23 protein-coding genes and 1 tRNA gene are annotated in these 22,279 nt (G+C 33.0%); 16 read left to right on the forward strand and 8 right to left on the reverse strand.

What is annotated here, in order from left to right:
* Nucleotides 1-130: 130 nt before the first annotated feature.
* Nucleotides 131-204 (reverse strand) — tRNA-Gly (locus M2475_RS08825).
* Between the two features lie 60 nt (nucleotides 205-264).
* A complete protein-coding gene (locus M2475_RS08830) occupies nucleotides 265-825 on the reverse strand; it encodes a CYTH domain-containing protein (protein WP_277490987.1) in 561 nt (186 codons plus the stop codon).
* A 22-nt stretch (nucleotides 826-847) separates the two neighbouring features.
* Between M2475_RS08830 and M2475_RS08835 the strand changes: the two genes are divergently transcribed.
* From M2475_RS08835 to nrdG, 5 genes are all read left to right on the forward strand, one after another.
* Nucleotides 848-1,639: an NAD kinase gene (locus tag M2475_RS08835; RefSeq protein WP_277490989.1), complete on the forward strand. Its 792-nt coding sequence runs from the start codon at nucleotides 848-850 to the stop codon at nucleotides 1,637-1,639.
* A 140-nt stretch (nucleotides 1,640-1,779) separates the two neighbouring features.
* Nucleotides 1,780-2,199 (forward strand): hypothetical protein, encoded by a 420-nt coding sequence (locus M2475_RS08840; RefSeq protein ID WP_277490991.1) that lies wholly within the window; start codon nucleotides 1,780-1,782, stop codon nucleotides 2,197-2,199.
* Nucleotides 2,200-2,222: 23 nt separating this feature from the next.
* The gene (locus M2475_RS08845; protein ID WP_277490993.1) at nucleotides 2,223-2,852 is read left to right on the forward strand and encodes a TetR/AcrR family transcriptional regulator; all 630 of its coding nucleotides are present in this window, start codon (nucleotides 2,223-2,225) and stop codon (nucleotides 2,850-2,852) included.
* Between the two features lie 125 nt (nucleotides 2,853-2,977).
* A complete protein-coding gene (locus M2475_RS08850; RefSeq protein ID WP_277490995.1) occupies nucleotides 2,978-5,338 on the forward strand; it encodes an anaerobic ribonucleoside triphosphate reductase in 2,361 nt (786 codons plus the stop codon).
* Complete coding sequence (nrdG, locus tag M2475_RS08855; protein WP_277490997.1) at nucleotides 5,322-5,822, forward strand: anaerobic ribonucleoside-triphosphate reductase activating protein; 501 nt, start codon at nucleotides 5,322-5,324, stop codon at nucleotides 5,820-5,822. The genes M2475_RS08850 and nrdG overlap by 17 nt, the downstream gene beginning before the upstream one ends.
* 61 nt (nucleotides 5,823-5,883) lie before the next feature.
* Here the strand turns inward: nrdG and M2475_RS08860 are convergent, their stop codons facing one another.
* Genes M2475_RS08860 through M2475_RS08875 form a run of 4 tightly spaced genes read right to left on the reverse strand, consistent with a single transcriptional unit; the run spans nucleotide 5,884 to nucleotide 9,512 of the window.
* Nucleotides 5,884-7,173 carry a GHKL domain-containing protein gene (locus M2475_RS08860; protein ID WP_277490999.1) on the reverse strand — a complete coding sequence of 430 codons (1,290 nt, stop codon included), beginning with the start codon at nucleotides 7,171-7,173 and terminating at the stop codon, nucleotides 5,884-5,886.
* Between the two features lie 2 nt (nucleotides 7,174-7,175).
* Nucleotides 7,176-7,895: a LytTR family DNA-binding domain-containing protein gene (locus M2475_RS08865; protein WP_277491000.1), complete on the reverse strand. Its 720-nt coding sequence runs from the start codon at nucleotides 7,893-7,895 to the stop codon at nucleotides 7,176-7,178.
* On the reverse strand, nucleotides 7,892-8,977 hold the full coding sequence (locus tag M2475_RS08870) for a sensor histidine kinase (RefSeq protein WP_277491002.1): 1,086 nt from the start codon (nucleotides 8,975-8,977) through the stop codon (nucleotides 7,892-7,894). Before M2475_RS08870 ends, M2475_RS08865 begins: the two co-directional genes overlap by 4 nt.
* 4 nt (nucleotides 8,978-8,981) lie before the next feature.
* On the reverse strand, nucleotides 8,982-9,512 hold the full coding sequence (locus M2475_RS08875) for a V4R domain-containing protein (protein ID WP_277491004.1): 531 nt from the start codon (nucleotides 9,510-9,512) through the stop codon (nucleotides 8,982-8,984).
* Nucleotides 9,513-9,671: 159 nt separating this feature from the next.
* Between M2475_RS08875 and M2475_RS08880 the strand changes: the two genes are divergently transcribed.
* The 9 genes from M2475_RS08880 to M2475_RS08920 all read left to right on the forward strand — a co-directional run bounded on the left by M2475_RS08880 (nucleotide 9,672) and on the right by M2475_RS08920 (nucleotide 18,515).
* A complete protein-coding gene (locus M2475_RS08880) occupies nucleotides 9,672-10,391 on the forward strand; it encodes a response regulator (protein WP_277491005.1) in 720 nt (239 codons plus the stop codon).
* 79 nt (nucleotides 10,392-10,470) lie between these two features.
* On the forward strand, nucleotides 10,471-11,709 hold the full coding sequence (gene purD / locus M2475_RS08885) for a phosphoribosylamine--glycine ligase (protein ID WP_277491006.1): 1,239 nt from the start codon (nucleotides 10,471-10,473) through the stop codon (nucleotides 11,707-11,709).
* 3 nt (nucleotides 11,710-11,712) lie between these two features.
* Entirely contained in the window at nucleotides 11,713-13,008 is a 1,296-nt protein-coding gene (gene purB, locus M2475_RS08890; RefSeq protein ID WP_277491009.1) for an adenylosuccinate lyase, read from the forward strand.
* Between the two features lie 155 nt (nucleotides 13,009-13,163).
* Complete coding sequence (locus M2475_RS08895; protein ID WP_277491011.1) at nucleotides 13,164-14,714, forward strand: glycine betaine ABC transporter substrate-binding protein; 1,551 nt, start codon at nucleotides 13,164-13,166, stop codon at nucleotides 14,712-14,714.
* A 9-nt stretch (nucleotides 14,715-14,723) separates the two neighbouring features.
* Entirely contained in the window at nucleotides 14,724-15,455 is a 732-nt protein-coding gene (locus M2475_RS08900; RefSeq protein WP_277491012.1) for an ABC transporter ATP-binding protein, read from the forward strand.
* Nucleotides 15,456-15,536: 81 nt separating this feature from the next.
* Nucleotides 15,537-15,905, forward strand: coding sequence for a hypothetical protein (locus M2475_RS08905; protein WP_277491013.1), 369 nt, complete (start codon nucleotides 15,537-15,539; stop codon nucleotides 15,903-15,905).
* Nucleotides 15,865-16,215 carry a hypothetical protein gene (locus tag M2475_RS08910; protein ID WP_277491014.1) on the forward strand — a complete coding sequence of 117 codons (351 nt, stop codon included), beginning with the start codon at nucleotides 15,865-15,867 and terminating at the stop codon, nucleotides 16,213-16,215. Before M2475_RS08905 ends, M2475_RS08910 begins: the two co-directional genes overlap by 41 nt.
* A 59-nt stretch (nucleotides 16,216-16,274) precedes the next feature.
* The gene (locus tag M2475_RS08915; RefSeq protein WP_277491016.1) at nucleotides 16,275-16,751 is read left to right on the forward strand and encodes a hypothetical protein; all 477 of its coding nucleotides are present in this window, start codon (nucleotides 16,275-16,277) and stop codon (nucleotides 16,749-16,751) included.
* Nucleotides 16,752-16,844: 93 nt separating this feature from the next.
* Nucleotides 16,845-18,515, forward strand: a complete 1,671-nt coding sequence (locus M2475_RS08920) for a formate--tetrahydrofolate ligase (RefSeq protein ID WP_277491018.1) — start codon at nucleotides 16,845-16,847, stop codon at nucleotides 18,513-18,515.
* Between the two features lie 74 nt (nucleotides 18,516-18,589).
* Here the strand turns inward: M2475_RS08920 and M2475_RS08925 are convergent, their stop codons facing one another.
* Nucleotides 18,590-19,060 (reverse strand): VOC family protein, encoded by a 471-nt coding sequence (locus M2475_RS08925; RefSeq protein WP_277491020.1) that lies wholly within the window; start codon nucleotides 19,058-19,060, stop codon nucleotides 18,590-18,592.
* Nucleotides 19,061-19,073: 13 nt separating this feature from the next.
* Nucleotides 19,074-19,943: an AraC family transcriptional regulator gene (locus tag M2475_RS08930; RefSeq protein ID WP_277491022.1), complete on the reverse strand. Its 870-nt coding sequence runs from the start codon at nucleotides 19,941-19,943 to the stop codon at nucleotides 19,074-19,076.
* Nucleotides 19,944-20,074: 131 nt separating this feature from the next.
* Here M2475_RS08930 and ald point away from each other — a divergent pair, with 131 nt between their 5' ends.
* Both ald and fba read left to right on the forward strand, forming a co-directional pair.
* Nucleotides 20,075-21,181 carry an alanine dehydrogenase gene (gene ald, locus M2475_RS08935; RefSeq protein ID WP_277491024.1) on the forward strand — a complete coding sequence of 369 codons (1,107 nt, stop codon included), beginning with the start codon at nucleotides 20,075-20,077 and terminating at the stop codon, nucleotides 21,179-21,181.
* A gap of 106 nt (nucleotides 21,182-21,287) precedes the next feature.
* Entirely contained in the window at nucleotides 21,288-22,154 is an 867-nt protein-coding gene (gene fba, locus M2475_RS08940) for a class II fructose-1,6-bisphosphate aldolase (RefSeq protein WP_277491026.1), read from the forward strand.
* Nucleotides 22,155-22,279: the final 125 nt, after the last annotated feature.

Here is a 22,279-nt window from a genome sequence, read left to right on the forward strand (position 1 = left end):
AAAATAAAATGCAACACGTAAAGGTGTAACCAAATGAAATGAGGCCCCATTTAGGGGCAGCTGTTGGAGGAGGGCTATGCCCGCATAGTAAAAAACCACCGGCTTAGCCGGTGGATATTTATTTTAAATATGGAGCGGGTGATGAGAATCGAACTCACGTAGTCAGCTTGGAAGGCTGAAGTTCTACCATTAAACTACACCCGCAAAGATAATGCATTATTAAAATATCATTTTTTTGAATAATTTTCAAGTGTAGATATAAAATTAGTCAATTTTAATATTCATAGAATGAAGGGCACGATGAATTTTAGAAATGCTGTTTTCCTTGTAAGTAAGATGAATCAATTGTAGAATATTTTGAAAATTTTCCAGCCCATTATGTTCTCTTTTATATTCATATTCAATTTCATAATCAACCATACCATTGTATTCATTAATATCAAAACACAATTCATAGTCATCACTTTCAAAGACTGCACGATCAGTTTTTAAATGAGCAAGCATTTGAAAAGGACCATAGATTTGAAAGTTATCTAGTGTTTCTTTAATGGTAGCAGAAGTAAAGACTGCAGCATCGTTTTTGAAGACTTCGCATTCATACTCAAATAAAGTGTTATTGTTGAATTTTTTGAGTGTAAAAAGATAGTGGTTTTCTTTTTCTCGAATTCGCATTGCGCCATGATGTTTTATGATATCGAAGTGTTCATTATCATAATATGTGTTTATTTGAGTAATAAATTTGATTTTGGGATAGTATGATAATAGTTTATAAAATTGTTCTTTTGTGACTAGTATCTTGTACTCTTTTTCAATGTGTTTTTCCATACAAGTATGATACAATGAATTCATGATAAAAGAAATACATATTAAGAAATTTTCCATTGTTTCAAAACATGATCAAAATTCTGAAAGAATGGAAGCAAAAGTAAAAACAACGTTATTAGAGAATGGACTCATTTATGATAAGGCAAATCCAGAGCTCGTTATTTGTATTGGTGGAGATGGAACCTTATTATATGCAGTGCATCATTATTTAGAGCAATTAGAGAGTGTTTATTTTGTTGCAATTCATACAGGAAACTTAGGCTTTTTCACTGACTATCGTGAAGCAAATGTTGATGCTTGTATTCAAGATATTCTAAAAGGAGAGGTTTATGAAATTTTCAATTCTTCACTGCTAGAAGCACGTGTGAATAACGAAACATTATACGCATTAAATGAAGTTCGTATTGAAAATATTACCCGTACACAATTGGTTGATATTTTTGTAGATGGAGAGCTTTTTGAAAAGTTTAAAGGAAATGGAATATGTTTAAGTACACAGGCTGGTTCAACTGCATATAATAGGTCTTTAAAAGGCGCTGTTGTAGACAGTGGGTTATCATTGATGCAGCTTACAGAGATTGCCGGGATTCATGATAGCAATCATCGCTCACTTGGGGTTCCATATATTTTAAAAGATGATCGTGATATCAAAATTACAAGTGATGACTTTGAAGGGGCTTTTCTATGTTATGATCATAAACAAATATCACTAGATCATACAAAGGAGATAAATTGCATGATGAGTGATAAAAAGGTTCGTTTTATCCGATATAGAAAATACAGTTATTTGGAAAGAGTAAAAACTTTATATTAGAAAATAAGAAACTGATGAAACAGTTTCTTTCTTTTGGTATAGGGGATTAGTTATAATTTTTTTCTACTTATACTTGACAAGCTAACGAATGTTATCTAAAATTAAGGTAACGGTCGTTAGCTTAATTTTAGGAGGTAAGTATGAAACTATATTTTGGAAATATGATTACGATGATAACAACAATATCGTTGTTAGGTTTACTTGTATATATTGGATATTCATTTATGAATCGCTCAACCCTTGATCATTGGGGGAGAAGGATTATAATTTTGCTTGTTGTAGGCTTAGTTGTATGTTGTTTTGCAGTGACGAGAGATAATTATCATCACTCTGTGCAACATGCAATCGATGGATCAATAGATCCAGGCTTGTTTACGATAAAAAGTATACAATCTAATATTTGTTGTATGCTTGCAGGTGTTATTGTTTTGAGTGGCATTGTTAGTATTTTTATGAGGAATCAGGATGCAAGACAAATATGCTTTTTTATAATAGCGGTGTGTATTTGCTTAAAAATTGGTATAATAGAAGTCTCAAGGGTATCTATGTATTTGAGCTAGGATAGATGCTGGAAGGAGTTCTTATGGGAAAAAGGAATACGAAAAAAATCATTTTAGAAGAAGCTTTGGATCTTTTTTCGCTTGAAGGCTATGCAGGAGTTGGTGTACGTGCAATCGCTAAACGAGTTGGTATAAAGGAAAGCTCAATATATAAGCATTTTAAAAGTAAGGAAGATATTTTTAATTCTTTGCTTGCGGAAATGGAAGAACGTTATCAACAAGCTGCATTAGAATATCAACTTCCTCAAGGTGATATTGATGAAGTTGCAGATAGCTATCAGACAATTGATTTAGATAGTTTGAAAAAACTTAGTCGTCAATTATTTTTGTTTTTTCTAAAAGATCCTTATGCATCAAAATTTCGTCGAATGTTAGAGAACGAACGACATAAGAACATAAAAGCTAAGGAGATGTATCAATCCTTATTTATTGATGATGGATTATCATTTCAAGGAAATATCTTTGCTCAATTGATTGCTAAGGGAGCATTTGTGGAAAGTGATCCTCAAATCGTTGCCTTACATTTCTATGCCCCCATATTTTTGATGTTTCAAAAATATGATGATCAACCAGAAATGGAATCACAGGCATTATCTATGTTAGATGCACATGTTGAACAATTTAGTAAACGGTACGTAAAGAAAGGAAAATAAGCCTTTCTTTTTTTGTGAATGAAAAACATTTTTTTCTTTACATTTTCGTGAAATAAAATAATTAATTTTCAGAATTTTTATGGTTGAAAATGTACTATAATAGATTGTACAGGGAGGTAATACGTATGATTGAAAAAATACAAAAACGCGATGGCCGAGTGATAACATTTGTTCCTGAAAAGATAACAAGAGCAATCTTTTTAGCTGCTAGTGCAATTGCGAAAGAAGATGGTGTAGAAGCTGATTATGAATTAGCGGAAAGGATAACTGATCAGGTGGTTGGTTATTTAAACAGTGTTTACAAACATACAGTCCCAAGCGTAGAACAAGTACAGGATGCAGTAGTTAGAGTTTTGATTGAAACAGGGTATGCAAGAACGAGTGAAGCTTATATTTTATATCGTAGTGAAAGATCAAGAATTCGTAACTTAAAGACTAGATTGATGAAATCAATTGAAGAAATAACGTTTTCTGATGCAAAAGATTCTGACATGAAAAGGGATAATGCGAACATTGATGGTAATACAGCTATGGGTACAATGCTTCAATATGGAAGTGCTGTATCAAAAGAATATTGTTTGTCACAAGTGATAAATCCAAAATATGCGAAAATGCATGAGGATGGAGACATTCATATTCATGATTTGGATTTTATGAACATGGGTACTCTAACATGTTGTCAAATTGATTTGGATAAGTTGTTCCACGGAGGTTTTTCAACAGGACATGGTTTTTTAAGAGAACCACAGGATATCGCTTCCTATGCTGCATTAGCAGCAATTGCGATTCAAAGTAATCAAAATGACCAACATGGTGGACAAAGTATTCCAGCATTTGATTACTATTTAGCAAATGGAGTTGCGAAAACTTTCAGAAAAAAATATATTAGTAATTTAAATAAGGCGATTGAACTTATTCTTGGTAAAGATGTTGATCTTCGTGAGGATGTAAAAGTAATTGAAAAAGAAGTAGGTAAAAAGCCAACCTTGGATATGGATTATGCATTCTTGGATGCATTGAATGCATATTTGAAGAAAACTTTTAATACGGATGATGAAACGGTAAAGAAAATAAATACGTTTACTTATAAAGAAGCAAGAAATGAAACAGATAAAGCTACTTATCAAGCAATGGAAGGATTTATTCATAATTTGAATACTATGCATTCAAGAGCTGGAGCTCAAGTTCCATTCTCAAGTATTAATTTTGGTACAGATACATCAGTAGAAGGAAGAATGTTGATGAAGAACTTATTGCTTGCGCAAGAAGCAGGGTTAGGAAATGGTGAAACACCAATCTTCCCAATTCTTATTTTCAAGGTTAAAGAAGGTGTGAATTATAACCCAGGAGATCCTAACTATGATTTATTTAAGTTAAGTTTAAGAGTAAGTGCAAAGCGTTTATTCCCTAACTTTGTATTTGTGGATGCTCCATATAATTTACAATATTATGATCCAAATGATTTTAAAAGTGAAATTGCGACGATGGGATGTCGGACTAGAGTGCTTTCTAATGTAAATGGTCCAGATACTCCAGTTGGAAGAGGGAATAACTCTTTCACAACGATTAATTTACCTCGTTTAGGAATTAAACATGGTGTAGTTGGAAAAAAAGGTTTCTTTGACAAGAGTGCTTTTTTCCAAGAGTTAGATGAAGAATTGGAAATTGTAATCTCCCAATTGTTGGAACGTGGTGCAATCCAATCAGATAGAAAAGTGAAGAATTTCCCATTCTTGATGGGACAAGGTGTATGGATTGATAGTGAAAACTTGGATTGGAATGATACTTTGGAAGAAGCGGTTAAACATGGTACCTTTTCAATTGGATTTATTGGATTGGCAGAATGTTTGGTAGCGTTAATTGGTGAACATCATGGAGAAAGTGATGATGCACAAGAGTTAGGGTTAGAAATTGTAGGATATATGCGTAAAAAAGCTGATGATGCAGTTAAGAAATATCAATTAAACTTTAGTATTATTGCAACACCTGCTGAAGGACTATCAGGGCGGTTTACAAAAATCGACCGTAAAAAATATGGTGAAATTCGTGGTGTAACAGATCGTGAATATTATACAAATTCAAATCATGTTCCTGTGTATTATCCAATTTCTGCATTTGAAAAAATTCAAAAAGAAGCACCTTATCATGAAATGACAAATGCTGGGCACATCGCTTATGTTGAATTGGATGGAGATCCAATTAAAAACCTAGATGCGTTTGAAGAAGTTGTTCGTTGTATGAAAGAGAGCGGTGTTGGATATGGAAGTATCAATCATCCTGTCGATCGTGATCCAGTCTGTGGTTTTTCAGGTGTAATCGATGATAATATTTGTCCAAAATGTGGACGTGATGAAGATAAGAGTGAAGTGAAATTCGATCGTATCAGAAGGATAACGGGATATTTAGTAGGAACATTGGATCGCTTTAATAACGGAAAAGCTGCGGAAGAACGCGATCGCTTAAAACACAATGTTAAAGAAGATTAGACTTGCTTCAGAGTTAACCTTTGACAGTATTGTTGATGGACCTGGCTTACGAGTGGTCTTATGGACACAAGGTTGTCCACACCAATGTAAAGGATGTCATAACCCAGAAACATGGGATATGGAAAAAGGGTTTCTCAAAGATGTTGATGAAATCATCGATGCCATTAAAGCAAGTAGGTTACAAAAAGGCCTTACGATTTCAGGAGGAGAACCTTTCTTACAACCAAAGCCACTAATTGAAATAGCTAAAGCAGTAAAACAGCTGGGAATGAATATCTGGATTTATAGTGGATATACCTATGAAGAAATTATCGCTGATCAAGATAAGCGAGCCTTACTTGAACAAGTGGATGTATTAGTGGATGGAAAATTTATAGAGGAGTTAAAATCTTATAAATTGCTATTTAAAGGTTCTAGTAATCAACGGATCGTTGATGTACCTAGATCATTATTAAAACAAGAAATTGTTTTGTTAGAAGATTAATAAGAAAAAAAGCAGTATCAATCACTTGTGATGGTACTGCTTTTGTATGTTTATAAATGATTTATTTGGTGATACAAACTTGAATTTTGTAAAGATTGGTATCTTTTTTTGTTTCAACAAAACCACTATTGTTATCTACGATTTCTCGAACTAGTTTAAACTCTGAATTTGCTAAATGGTTATCTGCTGCTTCTTGGATTTCGTTAGTTTTAATCTCACAGTTAATCATAAACCATCCAGGGCGAATTTTACTTGTTAATGAAATGGTTTTATCTTCAACATTTGTACGTTCTGCTAAGGAAATAGCAGTGTTTAATAGAGTTGCGAAAACGATACATAAATCATCTTCATCAAAGGGAAGATCATCAGGAATACTAACTAAAGATGTTAGATTGATGCCCTTTGTTTTACAAAGAGAACTAGCATCTAAAATGATAGAATCAACAAGTGGATGATTTGAATATTGAGTAAACTCTTCATCTATTTTCTTAGTTTTCTTTAAGAGCTCTTCAATCATATTTTCCAATTCTTCTTTAGAATAATCAATAAATGCATATTCAAGACTATGTAGTAAATTAAAATAATCATGTTTAATTTTTCTTAACGCTGTTATATATTCCATATTCTTTTTATAGTATTCACGTTGTGTAACTAATTGATTTTCAAGAATTACATTTTTTGATTGTATTCGTTCAACCGTATCTAGATTTACAAGATAGAAAAACAAAGCTAGATAGGAGAATAAGAAAATAATTGATAAGGCTAAATGATATCCTGGAATAATTAGTATTGAATAATCAATATAATAAATTAAAGTCATGATATCCAAGAAAACAAAGAAGATAAAAACAGCTGAAGTAATAACACTCATAGTGTATTTGTTTTCTATTGTTTGGGTAATTTTTTTTGGTGGGCATATCCAAATAGACAATAGAAATACGGTAATTGAAAAAACTATACCAACTAGTGGGATATGTGGGTGAACATTAATTTTGGTTTGAAACATTTCATAAAAACTAAATTGACTTGATAATGCATAGATGGAATTGGTAATTCCTTGGGAACATAAAAGAACAAAAGCAAAGATACTAGCTGAAAACAATTTTTGCATAAATGAACTTTCATAAAAGATAAATGCAGTGATCATAACAAAAAGAAAGACACTCGCCATCTGCAAAGGATATAAAAAGAAGGTTGTAGCATAACATAAAATAGAGTTTGCAATAAGTAAATAAACCAGAAAAACGGGTTTACTAACTCTAATGGGTTTGAATTTCATAAAGTAAAAGCAAAACAAAATACAATAAATATCACTTAATCCAATGTATGCAATATAAAATAGTGTATTCATGTTTATTCACCACTTTGTAAATATTCAGAAAGACGATGTGTAATTTGTGGATAAAATGATTTTCCTACAGCAAGAGTAGTATTGTCAGTAAGTGTCAATTCAGAGCGACTTAACTTTTTCACATACTCTAAATTAACAATATAGGAACGATGAATTCGACAAAAAGGAAAAGGTTCTAATTCTTTTTCTAAATCATCGATTCTTTTATAGTATTCATAAACTTTGTCTTTGCAGTTAATAGTCATAATTCTACCAATAATTTCAAAATAACGAATTTCACGCATTGGAATAGAATACATTGTAGCATTTTTCTTGAATACAAAGGTTGGTTCTTTTTTCTTTGATAATTCAACGGCTTTTAAAAGGACAGCCTCTGCTTGTTCACTATCTAGATCATCTTTTAATAGGTAATGCAAAGGGTTTGAATCAAAGGAATCAAACACATGTTCGCGACTTGATGTCACGAAGATAATCTGTGCAGTTGACCCCAGTTTACGAAGTGCATTGGCAACATCGATTCCATTGGTATCCCCCATTAAAATATCTAGGATAATAATATCGTATTTAAAATAGTAATCTTCTGCATGAAACAACAAAGCCTCTCCGTTAGGAAACGTTGTTAATTCAAAATTTAAATTATGTTTTTTTTCAAAATCTCTAACAAACTTTTCTTCCCTGTCAAGCATAGCAGGATTATCATCACATAGACATATTCGGATCATTTTGAGCTCCTTTCCTGTTTTTTAGAAGTATCTAATAATAGCATTAATGAAAATAATGTGTCATCGTAATCAATTTCTAGTACTCCATCATATTTTTCAATAGAATGTTTTATATTTTGTAAACCTCTACCATGGAGTTCAGCATCTTCTTTACTTGTAATAAAAACGCCATCTTTCAGTTTGGGTTTTTCATAAAATGTGTTTTCAATCTTAGCACTTAAGAAGTGGTTTCGATATTTAATATTAATTTTAATCAGTCTTTTTTCTGGATAAGGAATTATGGAGCATGCTTCAATAGCATTATCCATGATGTTTCCAAAGATGGTTGCCCAATCAATTACTTGAATATTTAAATCAGCAGGTATTTTAATTGATGATTCAACTTTAATATCTAAGCTCTGTGCTTTTTTAATTTTTTCAGATAATAAGGCATCAAAGATAGGGTTTCCTGTTTTTAAAATAGGTGTTTCATTCTTTACAAACTTTGATAGGTTATCAATATAAGTAAGAGCTTCCTCAATTTGATTATCTTGAATTAATGTTTGAATACAAAATAAATGGTTTTTCATATCATGGCGAAAAGATTGCACTTTTTGATTCATTTTATCAATACTCTCATAATGTGCAATCTGATTATTCATTTCACTTTCAAATAATTTACTTAAGGCATTCGCTTTTTCTTCTTGAATACGTGCATTTTCTTTGATTAATTCTTCTCGAGCTTTCAATTGTTCAATCATTGTGTTGAACGATTTTGATAAATCACCTAAAAAGATAAATTCTTGTGTATAGTCACCTTTAGCAACTTGGTTAATTTGCCATGTTAGATGTCGTAAAGTTGATTGTAAGTCCTTTAGTGGACCTAACAAAGGGTTTAAATTTGATACAGTGGAATCCAAATCACCATTTGCAATAACATTAACAAATTTATCACCTTCAATAACATATTGACAGAGTTGTTTGATTCTTTTGAATAGTGGATAAGCTTCTTGATGAAAATCAGCTTCATTCATTGCTTCTAAAGAGCGAGATTCAAGGAAATAATCGATATATTCAATTAAGCGTTCTATATCTTTTTTCATAAGCTTATTCCTCGTTTACAGACGCTTTGAATCGACAAACCCGATCTCCTTTTGCCCAACAATCAATTTCTTTAGCTTTATAGTTTTTGTTTGTGAAAACACTAAATAAACCAGCAATGAACCCTTCATCATAATTACATACGGTTTCACCAATTACTGGAAGTCCTGAACAATCAAGATCTTCACTGATTGTTAATGTGGCATCACCAGATTCTTCATTGAAATCTTCTACTCGTAAGATGCCTATTTTTAAATCTAGAAAAGCTTTTTGAACAGAAGCTAAAAAACCATTTAAATCTTGATCAAGATTTAAACTAGTCTTTGCAAATTGTTCACCAGCTAAACGCCCTGCTCTGCGCAAAATTTCAATTGCTATGTCTTTTCCAAATTTTTCTTCAATTGCTTGACGCATTGAATACTCCAGGCTTCGATAGAGTTCCACAGGAACCATATCACCTAGATTTTTTCTACCATCAGCAGTATCCATTAAGTCTTCCCAACGAAAACCACCAAGTGTTACTTGTTTTTCTTTCATAAATCCGCCCTCATTTACCTGTTTATATTATAGTACCTAATTATAAAGATATACATATTATATAAGATAATCATAAGAATAACAAATGTTCTACTTCTAAAAATCTGTTATAATAAAATATAGTAGCATATTGTGATAAATTTAGTAAGAGGTTGACCTATGTTTCATGTATATCTAGTAGATGATAATAAGATTATTGTTGATAAGTATGAACGCTTATTAACAAAGATTGGTGAAGAAGAAAATATTGAATTGATAATTCACCCTTTTCATAGTGGGAAATCTTTACTATCATTTATTGATGATAATCCAATGGCACCAATTGATTTGGTATATTTGGATATTACAATGGATGAAATGAGTGGCTTTGAAGTGGCAAGGCAATTGGTGAATAAGCGAGCAGATGTAAATATCTTTTTCTTAACAGCAAATGAAGAATACCTATTTCAAACAAGTTCAAATTATGTAGTAGGATATTTATTAAAAAATGAAACAAGTGATGAAGAGTTCAAGAATTCTTTTATGCTTTATTATACATTGCATAATGCAAAGCAGAAAAAAATTATCAATTGTGTAAACGATAATCATGAAAAAGTAGAAGTGAAGGTAAAAGATATCTTATATGTAAATCTTTTAAAATTAAAGGTTGTCGATAAGGATTCGAATGTGTATCATCTCGATGAAGATCGAGTATTGTTACGTGATGAACTAGTAAAAGAATATTTTGTGGAAGTGAAGGGTGTTGCTATAAACTTAGAACATATAAAACGTATTGATGATAGTCATATCATAATGATGAATGGAGATAGCTTCTATGCCGATCGTAATGATATCAAGAAAACAAAAGTAGCATTTATTAATTTTTTAAGTGAATCATAAGGGAACAATTGTATTGTTCCCTTATTGTACTTCTAAGATAAATACAGTAAAATAAGTATATTAAAAAAGGAGAAGTGAAATGAAAGTTCTTATAATTGGTAAAGGTGGTCGTGAACATGCATTAGCAGATGCTGCATATCGAAGTGCTTCAGTTGATAAAGTATATGCTGCACCTGGTAGTCATGGAATGAAAGATGTAGCAGAAATCGTAGATATTGCAGCAGATGATATTAATGGATTAGTAGCATTTGCGAAAACAGAGCAAATTGATTTAACAATCGTTGGTCCTGAAGATACACTTGCCCTTGGGGTTGTGGATGCTTTTCAGGATGAAGGACTAAAGATTTTTGGGCCAAACAAAGCAGCTGCAAGAGTAGAGTCTAGTAAGACATTTGCAAAACAGTTGATGGAAAAATATAATATTCCAACAGCTGCATATAAAGCATTTTCCAATTATGATGATGCCAAAGCATATGTTGAAGAAATAGGTGTGCCAATTGTTATTAAAGAAGATGGTTTAAAGGCAGGAAAAGGAGTAAGTGTTGCTTATACGATAGAGGAGGCAATGCAAGCTTTGGATATTGCTTTTTCTATTGAAAATAATAGTGTTGTGATTGAAGAATGTTTGGTTGGTTTTGAATTTTCGCTTATGAGTTTTGTTTGCGGAGAAGTAGTAATTCCAATGGAAATTGCACAAGACCACAAATGTGCATATGATGGAGATAAAGGTCCCAACACAGGTGGTATGGGAGTATATTCTCCAGTTAAAAAGATAACGGATGACATCGTTGAAGAAACTATGAATAAGGTGATGCGACCAATGGCCAAAGCTATGGTTGATGAAGGAGTGCCATTTGTTGGTTTCTTATATGGTGGCTTAATGCTTACCAAAGATGGTGTAAAAACAATTGAGTTTAATGCAAGATTTGGTGATCCTGAAGCAGAAGTTATTTTACCAAGATTAAAAAGTGATTTTGCCCAAACGATTCTTCAAGTGATGAATCAACAAGAGGTCTCTTTACTTTGGGATGACAAAGTAACTTTGGGTGTGGTTATGGCTAGTGAAAACTATCCAGCTTCCTCTACCAAAGGAGCTATTATTGAAGGATTAGACAAGGTAGATTCACGAATCTTCCATATGGGAACAGCCTTTCATGATGGACATTATATTACAAATGGTGGACGTGTATTATGTGTTGTTTCAAGTGCAGATACAATTGAAGAAGCATATGAAAAAGCATATGCTGATGTGCATAAAATAACTTGTGATAAATTATTCTATCGCAATGATATTGGTAAGAAAGATATGGGGGAGTAAACAATGTTAGATCGTTATTCAAGACCTGAAATGCGAGAAATTTGGAGTGAACAATCAAAGTTTAATGCTTGGTTAAAAGTAGAGATTTTGGCTTGTGAAGCTTGGAGTGAATTAGGTGAAATCCCTAAGGAAGATGTAAAGAAATTATGGGAAAAAGCTACCTTTGATATCGATCGCATTTATGAAATTGAACAAGATACACGACATGATGTCGTTGCTTTTACACGAGCAGTAAGTGAATCTTTGGGTGAGGAAAAGAAATGGATTCATTATGGGCTTACAAGTACCGATGTTGTAGATACTGCATATGGGTATCTATATAAACAAGCGAATGAAATTTTGATGCGCGATCTTGGGGAATTTATCAATACCTTAAGTTTACAAGCAACTCGATATAAAGATACTGTTTGCATGGGAAGAACACATGGTGTACATGCAGAGATAACAACTTTTGGATTGAAGTTTGCTCTTTGGTTTGATGAAATGAAACGCAACCTAGAACGGTTTAAAGAAGCGGCAAAAGGTGTAGAATGTGGGAAAATTTCTGGTGCTGTTGGAACCTTTGCAAATACACCACCTGAAGTACAAGATTATGTATGTGAAAAGTTAGGAATTGATTCAAGTAAGATTTCTACACAAACCTTACAAAGAGATCGTCATGCAGAGTACTTTGCAACATTAGCACTTATTGGAACAAGTTTAGAGAAAATGGCTACTGAAATACGTCATCTACAACGTACAGAAGTACGAGAAGTAGAGGAATTCTTTAGAAAAGGACAAAAGGGAAGTAGTGCAATGCCACATAAACGTAATCCTATAGGTAGTGAAAATATTGTTGGATGTGCAAGAATTTTAAGAGGCTATATGGTAAGTGCATATGAAGATGTTGCTTTATGGCATGAACGTGATATTTCGCATTCAGCAGCTGAGCGAATTATCGCACCAGATGCAACTGCGCTTTTGGATTATATGTTGAATCGATTTAAAAATATTCTAGCAAACCTAACTGTATTTGAAGATAATATGCTTGAAAATATCAATAAGACATATGGGGTTATCTTTTCTCAACGGTTTATGCTTAAATTGATTGAAAAAGGATATTCTAGAGAAAAGGCATATGATTTGGTACAGCCCAATGCAATTAAATCCTGGGAAGAAAAAATATCATTTAAAGAACTTATGGAAGCAAATGAAGATGTGAGAAAACTTCTTACACAAGCAGAAATTGATGATTGTTTTAATCCTAAATATCAAGTTAAAAATGTCGACATCATTTTTAAAAGAGTGGGATTGATATAGATAAGAAGGACAATAACCTTTAGGGTTACTGTCCTTTTCTATTGTTTCAAAATAGGAAAGAGATAAAAAAGTTTTTTCTTAAAAATGTGCCTAAAAGATGAAAAGTGAGGAAAAAACCTTTATACTTATATGTAACTATGAAAGGGGATGTTTATATGTTCGATTTTATTGCTGAGGTTTTTAATTTGATTCAAGAACGCTCAGATTTTTTTATTCAATTGATTATAGAACATTTACAAATTTCCCTATTATCGATTGCGATTGCTACGGTTTTAGGTCTTTGTTTAGGAATATTTATTAGTGAATATAAAAAAACATCAGGTTTTATTTTAGGATTAGTAAACTTTATTTATACGATTCCATCAATTTCATTATTGGGGTTCTTGATACCATTTTCTGGAATTGGGAATACAACAGTAATCATTGCTTTGAGTGTATATGCACTATTGCCAATGGTCAGGAGTACGCATACTGGAATTACCAATATAGAACCAGCAATCATTGAAGCAGCCAGAGGAATGGGGAGTACGAATTTTCAAATTTTATATAAGATAAAATTGCCATTAGCTTTACCTGTGATTATGTCAGGATTACGAAATATGGTAATCATGACCATTGCTCTTGCAGGGATTGCTTCTTTCATTGGTGCAGGAGGATTAGGAGTTGCGATATATCGTGGTATTACAACAAACAATGCAACTATGACCTTTGCAGGAAGTTTATTGATTGCGCTATTGGCATTTTTGGTTGACTTTTTATTGGGAAGAGTGGAAAAGGTGATTAGTTCGCGTAATCGTAAAAAAAGAAAGATGGCAATCTTTTCACTTGGTGCAGCAATATTATGTATATGTTTATTTGTTGCGACATCAATTCACAATTTTAGAAATGAAAAAGATACGATTCATATTGCCACAAAGCCAATGACAGAGCAGTTGATTATGGGAGAAATGTTACAGTACTTAATTGAACAAGATACGGATTTGGAAGTTAAACTAACAACCAATGTAGCTGGAGGAACATCAAATATTCAACCAGCAATGGAAAAAGGTGATTTTGATTTATATCCTGAATATACGGGAACAGGTTGGAATGCTGTACTAAAAGAAAAGAGTATGTACAAGGAAAGTATGTTCCCAGAATTAGAGAAAAAATACAAAGAAAATTATAATTTTGAATGGATTGCAGGATATGGGTTTAATAATACATATGGTATGGTTGTCCGTAAGGAAATTGCTGATAAATATAATATTAAAACATATTCTGATTTAGCTGCTATTTCTGATCAATTAACCTTTGGTGCAGAATATGATTTCTTTGAACGTCCAGATGGTTATGATGCATTGTGTGAAGCTTATGGATATAATTTTAAAAAGACGGTGGATCTTGATATGGGACTTCGTTATCAAGCTCTTGCAGAGAAAGAAATTGATGTCTTAACGATTTCTACAACCGATGGACAATTGAGTGTTGCTGATGCAACTGTATTGATTGATGATAAAGAATTCTATCCTTCTTATATGTGCTATAACGTTGTTCGAAAAGAAGTTTTGGATGCTCATCCAGAATTAAAGAAAACATTACATAAAGTTGAAAATTTGATTGATGATGAACAAATGGCAAAACTAAACTATCAAGTAGAGATTGAAGATAAAGAACCAAAAGCAGTAGCAAGAGCATTTTTAAAAGAGAAAGGATTATTAAAATAGGTGGCATTTATGGAAAAAAATATTATTAAATTCGAACATGCATGCAAATCCTATGGTGATAATGTAATCATTCCTGATTTTAATTTATCGATTAAACGAGGTGAGTTTGTAACCCTTGTGGGTACTTCTGGAAGCGGTAAAACAACCTTGTTGAAGATGATCAATGGACTTATATCTTTGGATAGTGGAACAATTTATGTAGATGGTAAAGATATTCAAAAAGAAGATCTTATTCAACTAAGAAGAAACATTGGATATGCAATTCAAGGGAGTGGTTTATTTCCGCATATGAGTGTAAGACAGAATATTGCATATGTACCAAATCTTTTAAATAAGAAAAATAAGGAAAAAACAATCAAGGCAACGAATAAATGGATTAAGGTAGTAGGTCTTGATGAAGAATTATTGGATCGTTATCCAGATGAATTATCAGGAGGCCAGCAACAAAGAGTAGGAATTGCAAGGTCGCTTGCTGCATCGCCAGATATCTTATTGATGGATGAACCATTTGGTGCGGTGGATGAGATTACTAGAAAGCAACTACAAGCTGAGATTAAACGGATTCATAAAGAGACTAATGTGACAATTGTCTTTGTGACGCATGATATTAATGAAGCGATGACATTAGGAACAAAAGTTTTGGTTTTGGAAAAAGGTGAAATCGCACAATATGATACACCTGAAAACATTATGAAGCATCCAGCAGATGATTATGTATCTAAATTAGTTAATAAAGAATAATAAGAGTATAGCTATTCAGCTATACTTTTTTGTATGAAAGGTGATAAAATAGATAGTAATTAAATATAAGGGGGTATTTTTATGAAGTTTGCTATTCGAATTGTATGTAGTATTATTTTGTTTTTTTCTTCCTTACTCTTTGTTGGTTCCCTAACCGCACAAAAAGTTATGGGCGATGATCTTACATCATTGGCATATCAACGAATTGAAGTAGGAACCCATCTTGCAGATGTATTACAACCTCTTTCGCTAGTAGCAGGGGAGGAAAATCAAGCAGCATATGTAGCACTTACAAATAAGATTAAGGAAGATGAAGAAATAAATCAATTAATAGATGAGTATAAGGAACTTTTTGTTTCGGATCTTCTGTATGATGAAGTCGAGAGTTCCATTGATAAAAAAGCTATAAATGAAAAAAGCAAAATCAATGATGACAGCATATATTTCTGAAGTGAAAGCATTTCTTCCAGATAGTCTTAGCGAAGAACAAAAAGATACTTTGGTCAATGAAGCGATATCAAAAATTGACGTATCTAAATATTATAAACAAGCTGTTATTCAGACAAAGAGAGTATTGTCAGATGAATATATATCCTTGTTGAATATGGCAGAAGTGTTATCTAGGTTAAATGTTACAAGTAGTACTTTTGGGGAAGGAGCCAAACAGTTAGTATTTTATTTTGGTATTGGATTTCTTATTGTGGGAGTGATATCTTTTGTTGTTAGTGTAAAGATTATGAATCCTAAAGAAGAATATTAATAAAATATTTTGAAACATTTTGAATCAAACAACAGTATAATAGTTAGGAGGAAGAAATAATGAAGAAAGTAATATTAAGTTGTCTGTTTTTCGCAATTCTTGTAAGTGGCTGTAATGATGATAAGGCAAAAGATAAAAAAGAGAGTAAAAAGGATGAGAAAACAACGGTTTGTACGTACAGTGATCAAATGGATAAGATGATAGAATATGAAATGGTATTTGTGGAAAAGGATGGGAAACTTATTAGTCTATATGAAAACCTTGAAACAAATATGAGTCTTGATCCAGATATGAAGGTAGAAGCATTTGTTTCTATGTTAGAAGAAAATAAAGAAATGTATAAAGAAAGTAATGAGTTTACTTATGATTATGAAGAAACAGATGAAAATGTATATGTTGAACATCTAATATATAATGTAGAGGATTATGAGCCAGAGGCTTTATTAGCGGATTCACTATTGGATAAAGAAAAGTACTCTTTAAAATATGCAGTTAAAGCTCTTGAAGATGAAGGATATACATGTAAAACGAAATAAGGTGATAGCACCTTATTTTGTTTTTGTTAGAATAAAATTGTTTCTCTATACAAAATGATATAAAATAGATTTGTAATAAAAAGGAGAACAACGATGGCGAAAACAGATTTAGAAATTGCACAAGAAGCAGTGATGATGCAAATCGATGAAATCGCAAAAAAGGCAGGAATCGATGTAGAAGATATTGAATTATATGGAAATTATAAAGCCAAAGTATCTTTGGATGCATTACATAAAAAAGAAAATAAAGAGGATGGAAAGCTGATTTTGGTTACAGCAATTAATCCAACGAAAGCAGGAGAAGGAAAGTCTACTACGACGGTTGGATTGGTTGATGCATTTAACAAAATTGGAAAGAAAGCAATGGTAGCACTTCGTGAACCCTCATTAGGTCCAGTGTTTGGATTAAAAGGGGGAGCAGCAGGTGGTGGTTATGCACAGGTTGTTCCAATGGAAGATATTAATCTTCATTTCACTGGTGATATGCATGCGATTACAACATGTAATAATTTAATCAGTGCTTGTTTGGATAATCATATTCATCAAGGAAATGCTTTGCATATAGATAAAGATAAGGTTGTATTCAAACGTGTTTTGGATATGAATGATCGTGTTTTACGTCAGGTAGAAGTTGGTTTAGGTTCAAAGGCGAATGGTGTAGAAAGAAAAGATGGTTTTACGATTACAGTGGCAAGTGAAGTTATGGCAGTGCTTTGTTTATCATCTTCACTAATGGATTTAAAACATCGTCTTGGAAAGATATTGGTTGCTTATACAACAGATGGAGATCCTGTATATGTGAAAGATTTGGAAATTGATGGCGCATTGGCTATGGTCATGAAAGATGCGATAAAACCAAACCTAGTACAAACCCTTGAAAATAATCCCGTGTTGATTCATGGTGGGCCTTTTGCGAATATTGCTCATGGATGTAATAGTGTGTTAGCAACAAAAACATGTTTGAAGTTAGCGGATTATGTAATTACTGAAGCTGGGTTTGGTGCCGATCTTGGAGCAGAAAAGTTTTTGGATATTAAATGTCGTGAAGCAGATATAAAACCAAATGCGGTTGTAATAGTAGCAACGATTCGCGCATTAAAACAACATGGTAATGTAGCTTTTGAACATTTACAAGAAGAAAATGTAGAAGCAATGTTAGAAGGTTGTTGTAATTTAGAAAAGCATATTGAAACGATTAAAGCGTTTGGGTTGCCTTATATTATTGCTATTAATGAATTTACTAGCGATACGGATAAGGAAGTGCAAGCACTACAAGATTGGTGTAAAAAACATGCACATCCTATGGCTCTTTCACAAGTCTGGGCAAAGGGTGGAGCAGGTGCCGTTGATTTAGCAGAACAACTAGTGGATTTAGTTGAACAAGAAAACCAATACAAACCAATATATGAGTTAAATGATACAATTGAAAATAAAATATTAAAAATTGCTCAAACATGCTATGGTGCAAAAGATGTAGTTTATAGCGATGAAGCAAAAGCACAAATTGAAACCTTTAAGAAGTATGGATGGGATAAGTTAGCTATCTGTATGGCAAAAGTACCTACCAGTCTAACAGATGATGCAACAATTTGTGGTGCACCAAAAGATTTTACGATTACGATTCGTGAATTGCGTCCATCGCTTGGAGCGGGCTTTATTGTAGCGCTGACTGGAAATGTAATGACGATGCCAGGGTTACCAAAAGTACCAGCAGCAAATCGTATGGATATCGATGAGCAAGGAAATATTGTTGGATTATTTTAAAAAAAGAAGCTGTAACAATAGAATAATCAAATGATTATCTATAAGAGTTACGGCTCTTTTTTTTCTTTATCTAGTTATTGTTGTAACATACCTTTAATCGCTTCTACAGGATACATGGTACGTTTAGAGATTTCTTCCATTGAAAGTCCTTCATCTACAAATCGATGGAAAACAACAATCATGTTTTCACCAATTTCAATAATATGTTTATCTACATCATAAATACGGACAACTCTTTGTCCCCATGGATATGTTTTTGTTTGATGAACATAATCGATATTATCAAAGGTTTGTAAATGTGCTTCGATCGCATCATAGTCATCTACTTCAAAGTAGAGTTCATGGTCATTGCCTCCATAAGTGCTTTTAAATCCTTCTTGATTTATTAGCAGGGTATCAAAGCCTGCTTGTAGGGCAAAATCGTTGTTTCCAAAAGTTACATTTGGTCCAATATCAGTTGCAATTTCTTGTTTTAAAACTTCTGTGTAAAATGCTTTTGCTTTATCAATATCCTTTACGGTTAATAATGGGCACATAAATTTCATTTCTTATTTCCTCCTATTTTACTTTTTTAACGGGTATCCAAACTTCACTATAATATGCTTCAGATTGATTGTCTCCTGGTGGGTGTAATTCAATATCAGGTGCGTTGGCAAATTCATATCCTGATGATGGTAACCACTCACTCACAACGCGATGTTCCATATGCACCATCGCTTCTGGGTTCTTTCCAATACATTCAAAAATTGCCCAAGTACTTTTGGGAATGATATATTCTTCCATTCCTTCAAGTGGTTGTTTATCAGATGTAACAGCAATATAAAAGTCAAAATCTGATTTTTCTTCCATAATTTGGTAATTGCTAATACCAATAACACCATCTATTTCATGATTCATAGTTTCGATTAAAGTTTCCAATTTTCCACTTTGTATGATCTCTTGCCAAAATTTGGGAGCATCGCTATAACACTGCCCATCTTCTAATGTAGAACGTAGTCGATAACCGATGACACGTACTTCTGGTAACTCTATAATTCGATAGCGAAGCGTATCACCACCTTCTACAACGATGTGAAAAGATAGTGGTGCATATGCATTTAGCATAACTTCTTTTTTCTTAGCTTCGCTAGGGGCAACACCATGCATTTCTTTAAAGGCACGATTGAATGATGTTGGCGATGAATAGCCATACTTCATTGCTGCATCAATAACTTTTAGTTTTTTCTCTTTTAAATCTAAAGCGGCCATTGATAATTTTCTTCTTCGTATATATTCAGAAATTGGTATTCCACTTACTAAGATAAATAATCTTTGAAAATGATATAGAGAATATCCTGAAATTTTAGATATTTCATCATAATCAATATCGTTATCTAAATTCTTTTCAATATAATCAACAGCTTCATTTAATTTGTGTAACCACTCCATAATGACCTCCTATCATTACTATAGCATTGCGAAGTTAAAAAAACCTTACATTTCAGAAGAGAAGATGTAAAACTTTTTGCATATTCTCTTAAAAATCGGTAAAATAGAAGATAAGAAAAAGAGGTAAAGGTATGAAAATTGGATGTGTAAAAGAAGTAAAGAAACATGAATATCGTGTGGGATGTACACCAGCAACTGTTGCTGCCTATGTGCGTGCAGGACATACATTTTTAATTGAGAGTGAAGCAGGTGTTGGTAGCGGCTTTGCAGATGAAGAGTATAAAGCAGCAGGAGCAACCATCATAAAAGATGCAGCTGATGTATGGAAACAAGTAGATATGATAATTAAAGTAAAAGAACCTTTAACAAGTGAATACAAGTATTTTCGTGAAGGTTTAATATTATATACATACTTACATTTAGCAGCCAATACAGAACTTACAGAAGCCCTTATGGAATCTAAAGTAACTGGTGTTGCATATGAAACATTAAGTGACAATGGGGAATTACCTCTGTTGAAGCCGATGAGCGAAGTGGCTGGAAAACTCTCTATTCAAGAAGGCGCAAAAAGCTTAGAAAAGCCATTTGGTGGTAGTGGTATTTTGTTAGGTGGAGTACCAGGAGTAAAAAAAGGGAAAGTAGTAATTATCGGTGGTGGAGCTGTAGGAATCAATGCAGCGAAAGCGGCAATTGGAATTGGTGCTGATGTGGTAATCTTGGATAAGAATTTAAAGCGTTTAGAATATTTAGATGATATTTTTGGTAATAATATTCAAACCTTATATAGTACTGATTTTGAAATTGAACAACAATGTAAAACAGCTGACTTGGTGATAGGAGCAGTTCTTATTCCAGGGGCAGCAGCACCTAGGTTAGTGAAAAAAGAATATTTAAAAAACATGAAAGATGGTTCGGTAATCGTCGACGTGGCAGTGGATCAAGGTGGTTGTGTGGAAACAACCAAGCCAACTTATCATGATAAACCAACCTTTGTAGTGGATGGAGTTGTACACTATTGTGTAGCAAATATGCCAGGAGCAGTACCACGTACTTCAACGATGGCACTTACGAATGCAACACTATCATATGGGCTAAAAATTGCGAATGAAGGTATTGAAAAAGCAATGGACTCAGTAGCAATTGCAACAGGGGTGAACACCTACAAGGGATATGTTACATTTGCTGGAGTAGCAGAGGCATGTGGGAAGGAATACAAAGATCTTTCTACATTGAAATAAGATTGATTAAAGCAAATGTGAAAATATTATCAAATTGTTAAATGGTCTTTATTTTTAAAGTGAAATAGAGTAGAATATAAGTATTAGTCAAGGAGGATTTAGAAATATGGCATTAGTATCAGCAAAAGACATGCTTGAAAAAGCACATGCAGGTCATTACGCAGTTGGACAATTTAATATCAATAATTTAGAATGGACAAAAATGATTTTGTTAGCAGCAGAAGAAACAAAATCACCAGTTATTCTTGGAGTATCTGAGGGAGCTGGAAAATACATGACTGGTTATAAAACAGTTACTGCTATGGTAGACGCTATGGTGGATGATTTAGGAATTACAGTACCAGTTGCTCTACACTTAGACCACGGTAGTTATGATGGAGCAAAGGCAGCTTTAGCTGCAGGGTTCTCTTCAATTATGTTTGATGGATCTCATTACCCATTTGAAGAAAACTTAGAAAAATCAAAAGAAATCATTGAATTATGTCATTCAAAAGGTGTTTCAGTAGAATGTGAAGTTGGAGCAATCGGTGGAGAAGAAGATGGAGTTGTAGGTTCTGGTGAAGTTGCTGATCCAGAAGAATGTAAAATCATCGCTGATTTAGGTGTTGATATGCTAGCAGCTGGAATCGGAAATATCCATGGAAAATACCCAGACAACTGGGCTGGATTAAACTTTGATGTATTAGGGAAAATTCAAGATGTTACAAATGGAAAACCATTAGTATTACATGGTGGTTCAGGGATTCCTGCTGATCAAATTGCAAAAGCAATTTCATTAGGAGTTTCTAAAATCAATGTAAACACAGAATGTCAATTAGTGTTTGCTGAAGCAACAAGAAAATATATTGAAGCTGGAAAAGATAAAGAAGGTAAAGGATATGACCCTCGTAAATTATTAGCTCCAGGATCTGAAGCAATCAAAGCTATGGTTATTGAAAAAATCAAAGAATTTGGTTCAGATAACAAAGCATAATTAGAATTAATATTTAAAGATAAGCCTCATTATGATGTGAACCCATAAAGTTGGACACGTTATTATTTAAGCGCTTAAACTTGAGGATTGTTCTCTGTATGCTACAGGGGATAATCCTTTTAGTT

It is taken from the genome of Breznakia sp. PF5-3 (assembly GCF_029504745.1).
Taxonomy (GTDB): Bacteria; Bacillota_I; Bacilli_A; order Erysipelotrichales; family Erysipelotrichaceae; genus Breznakia.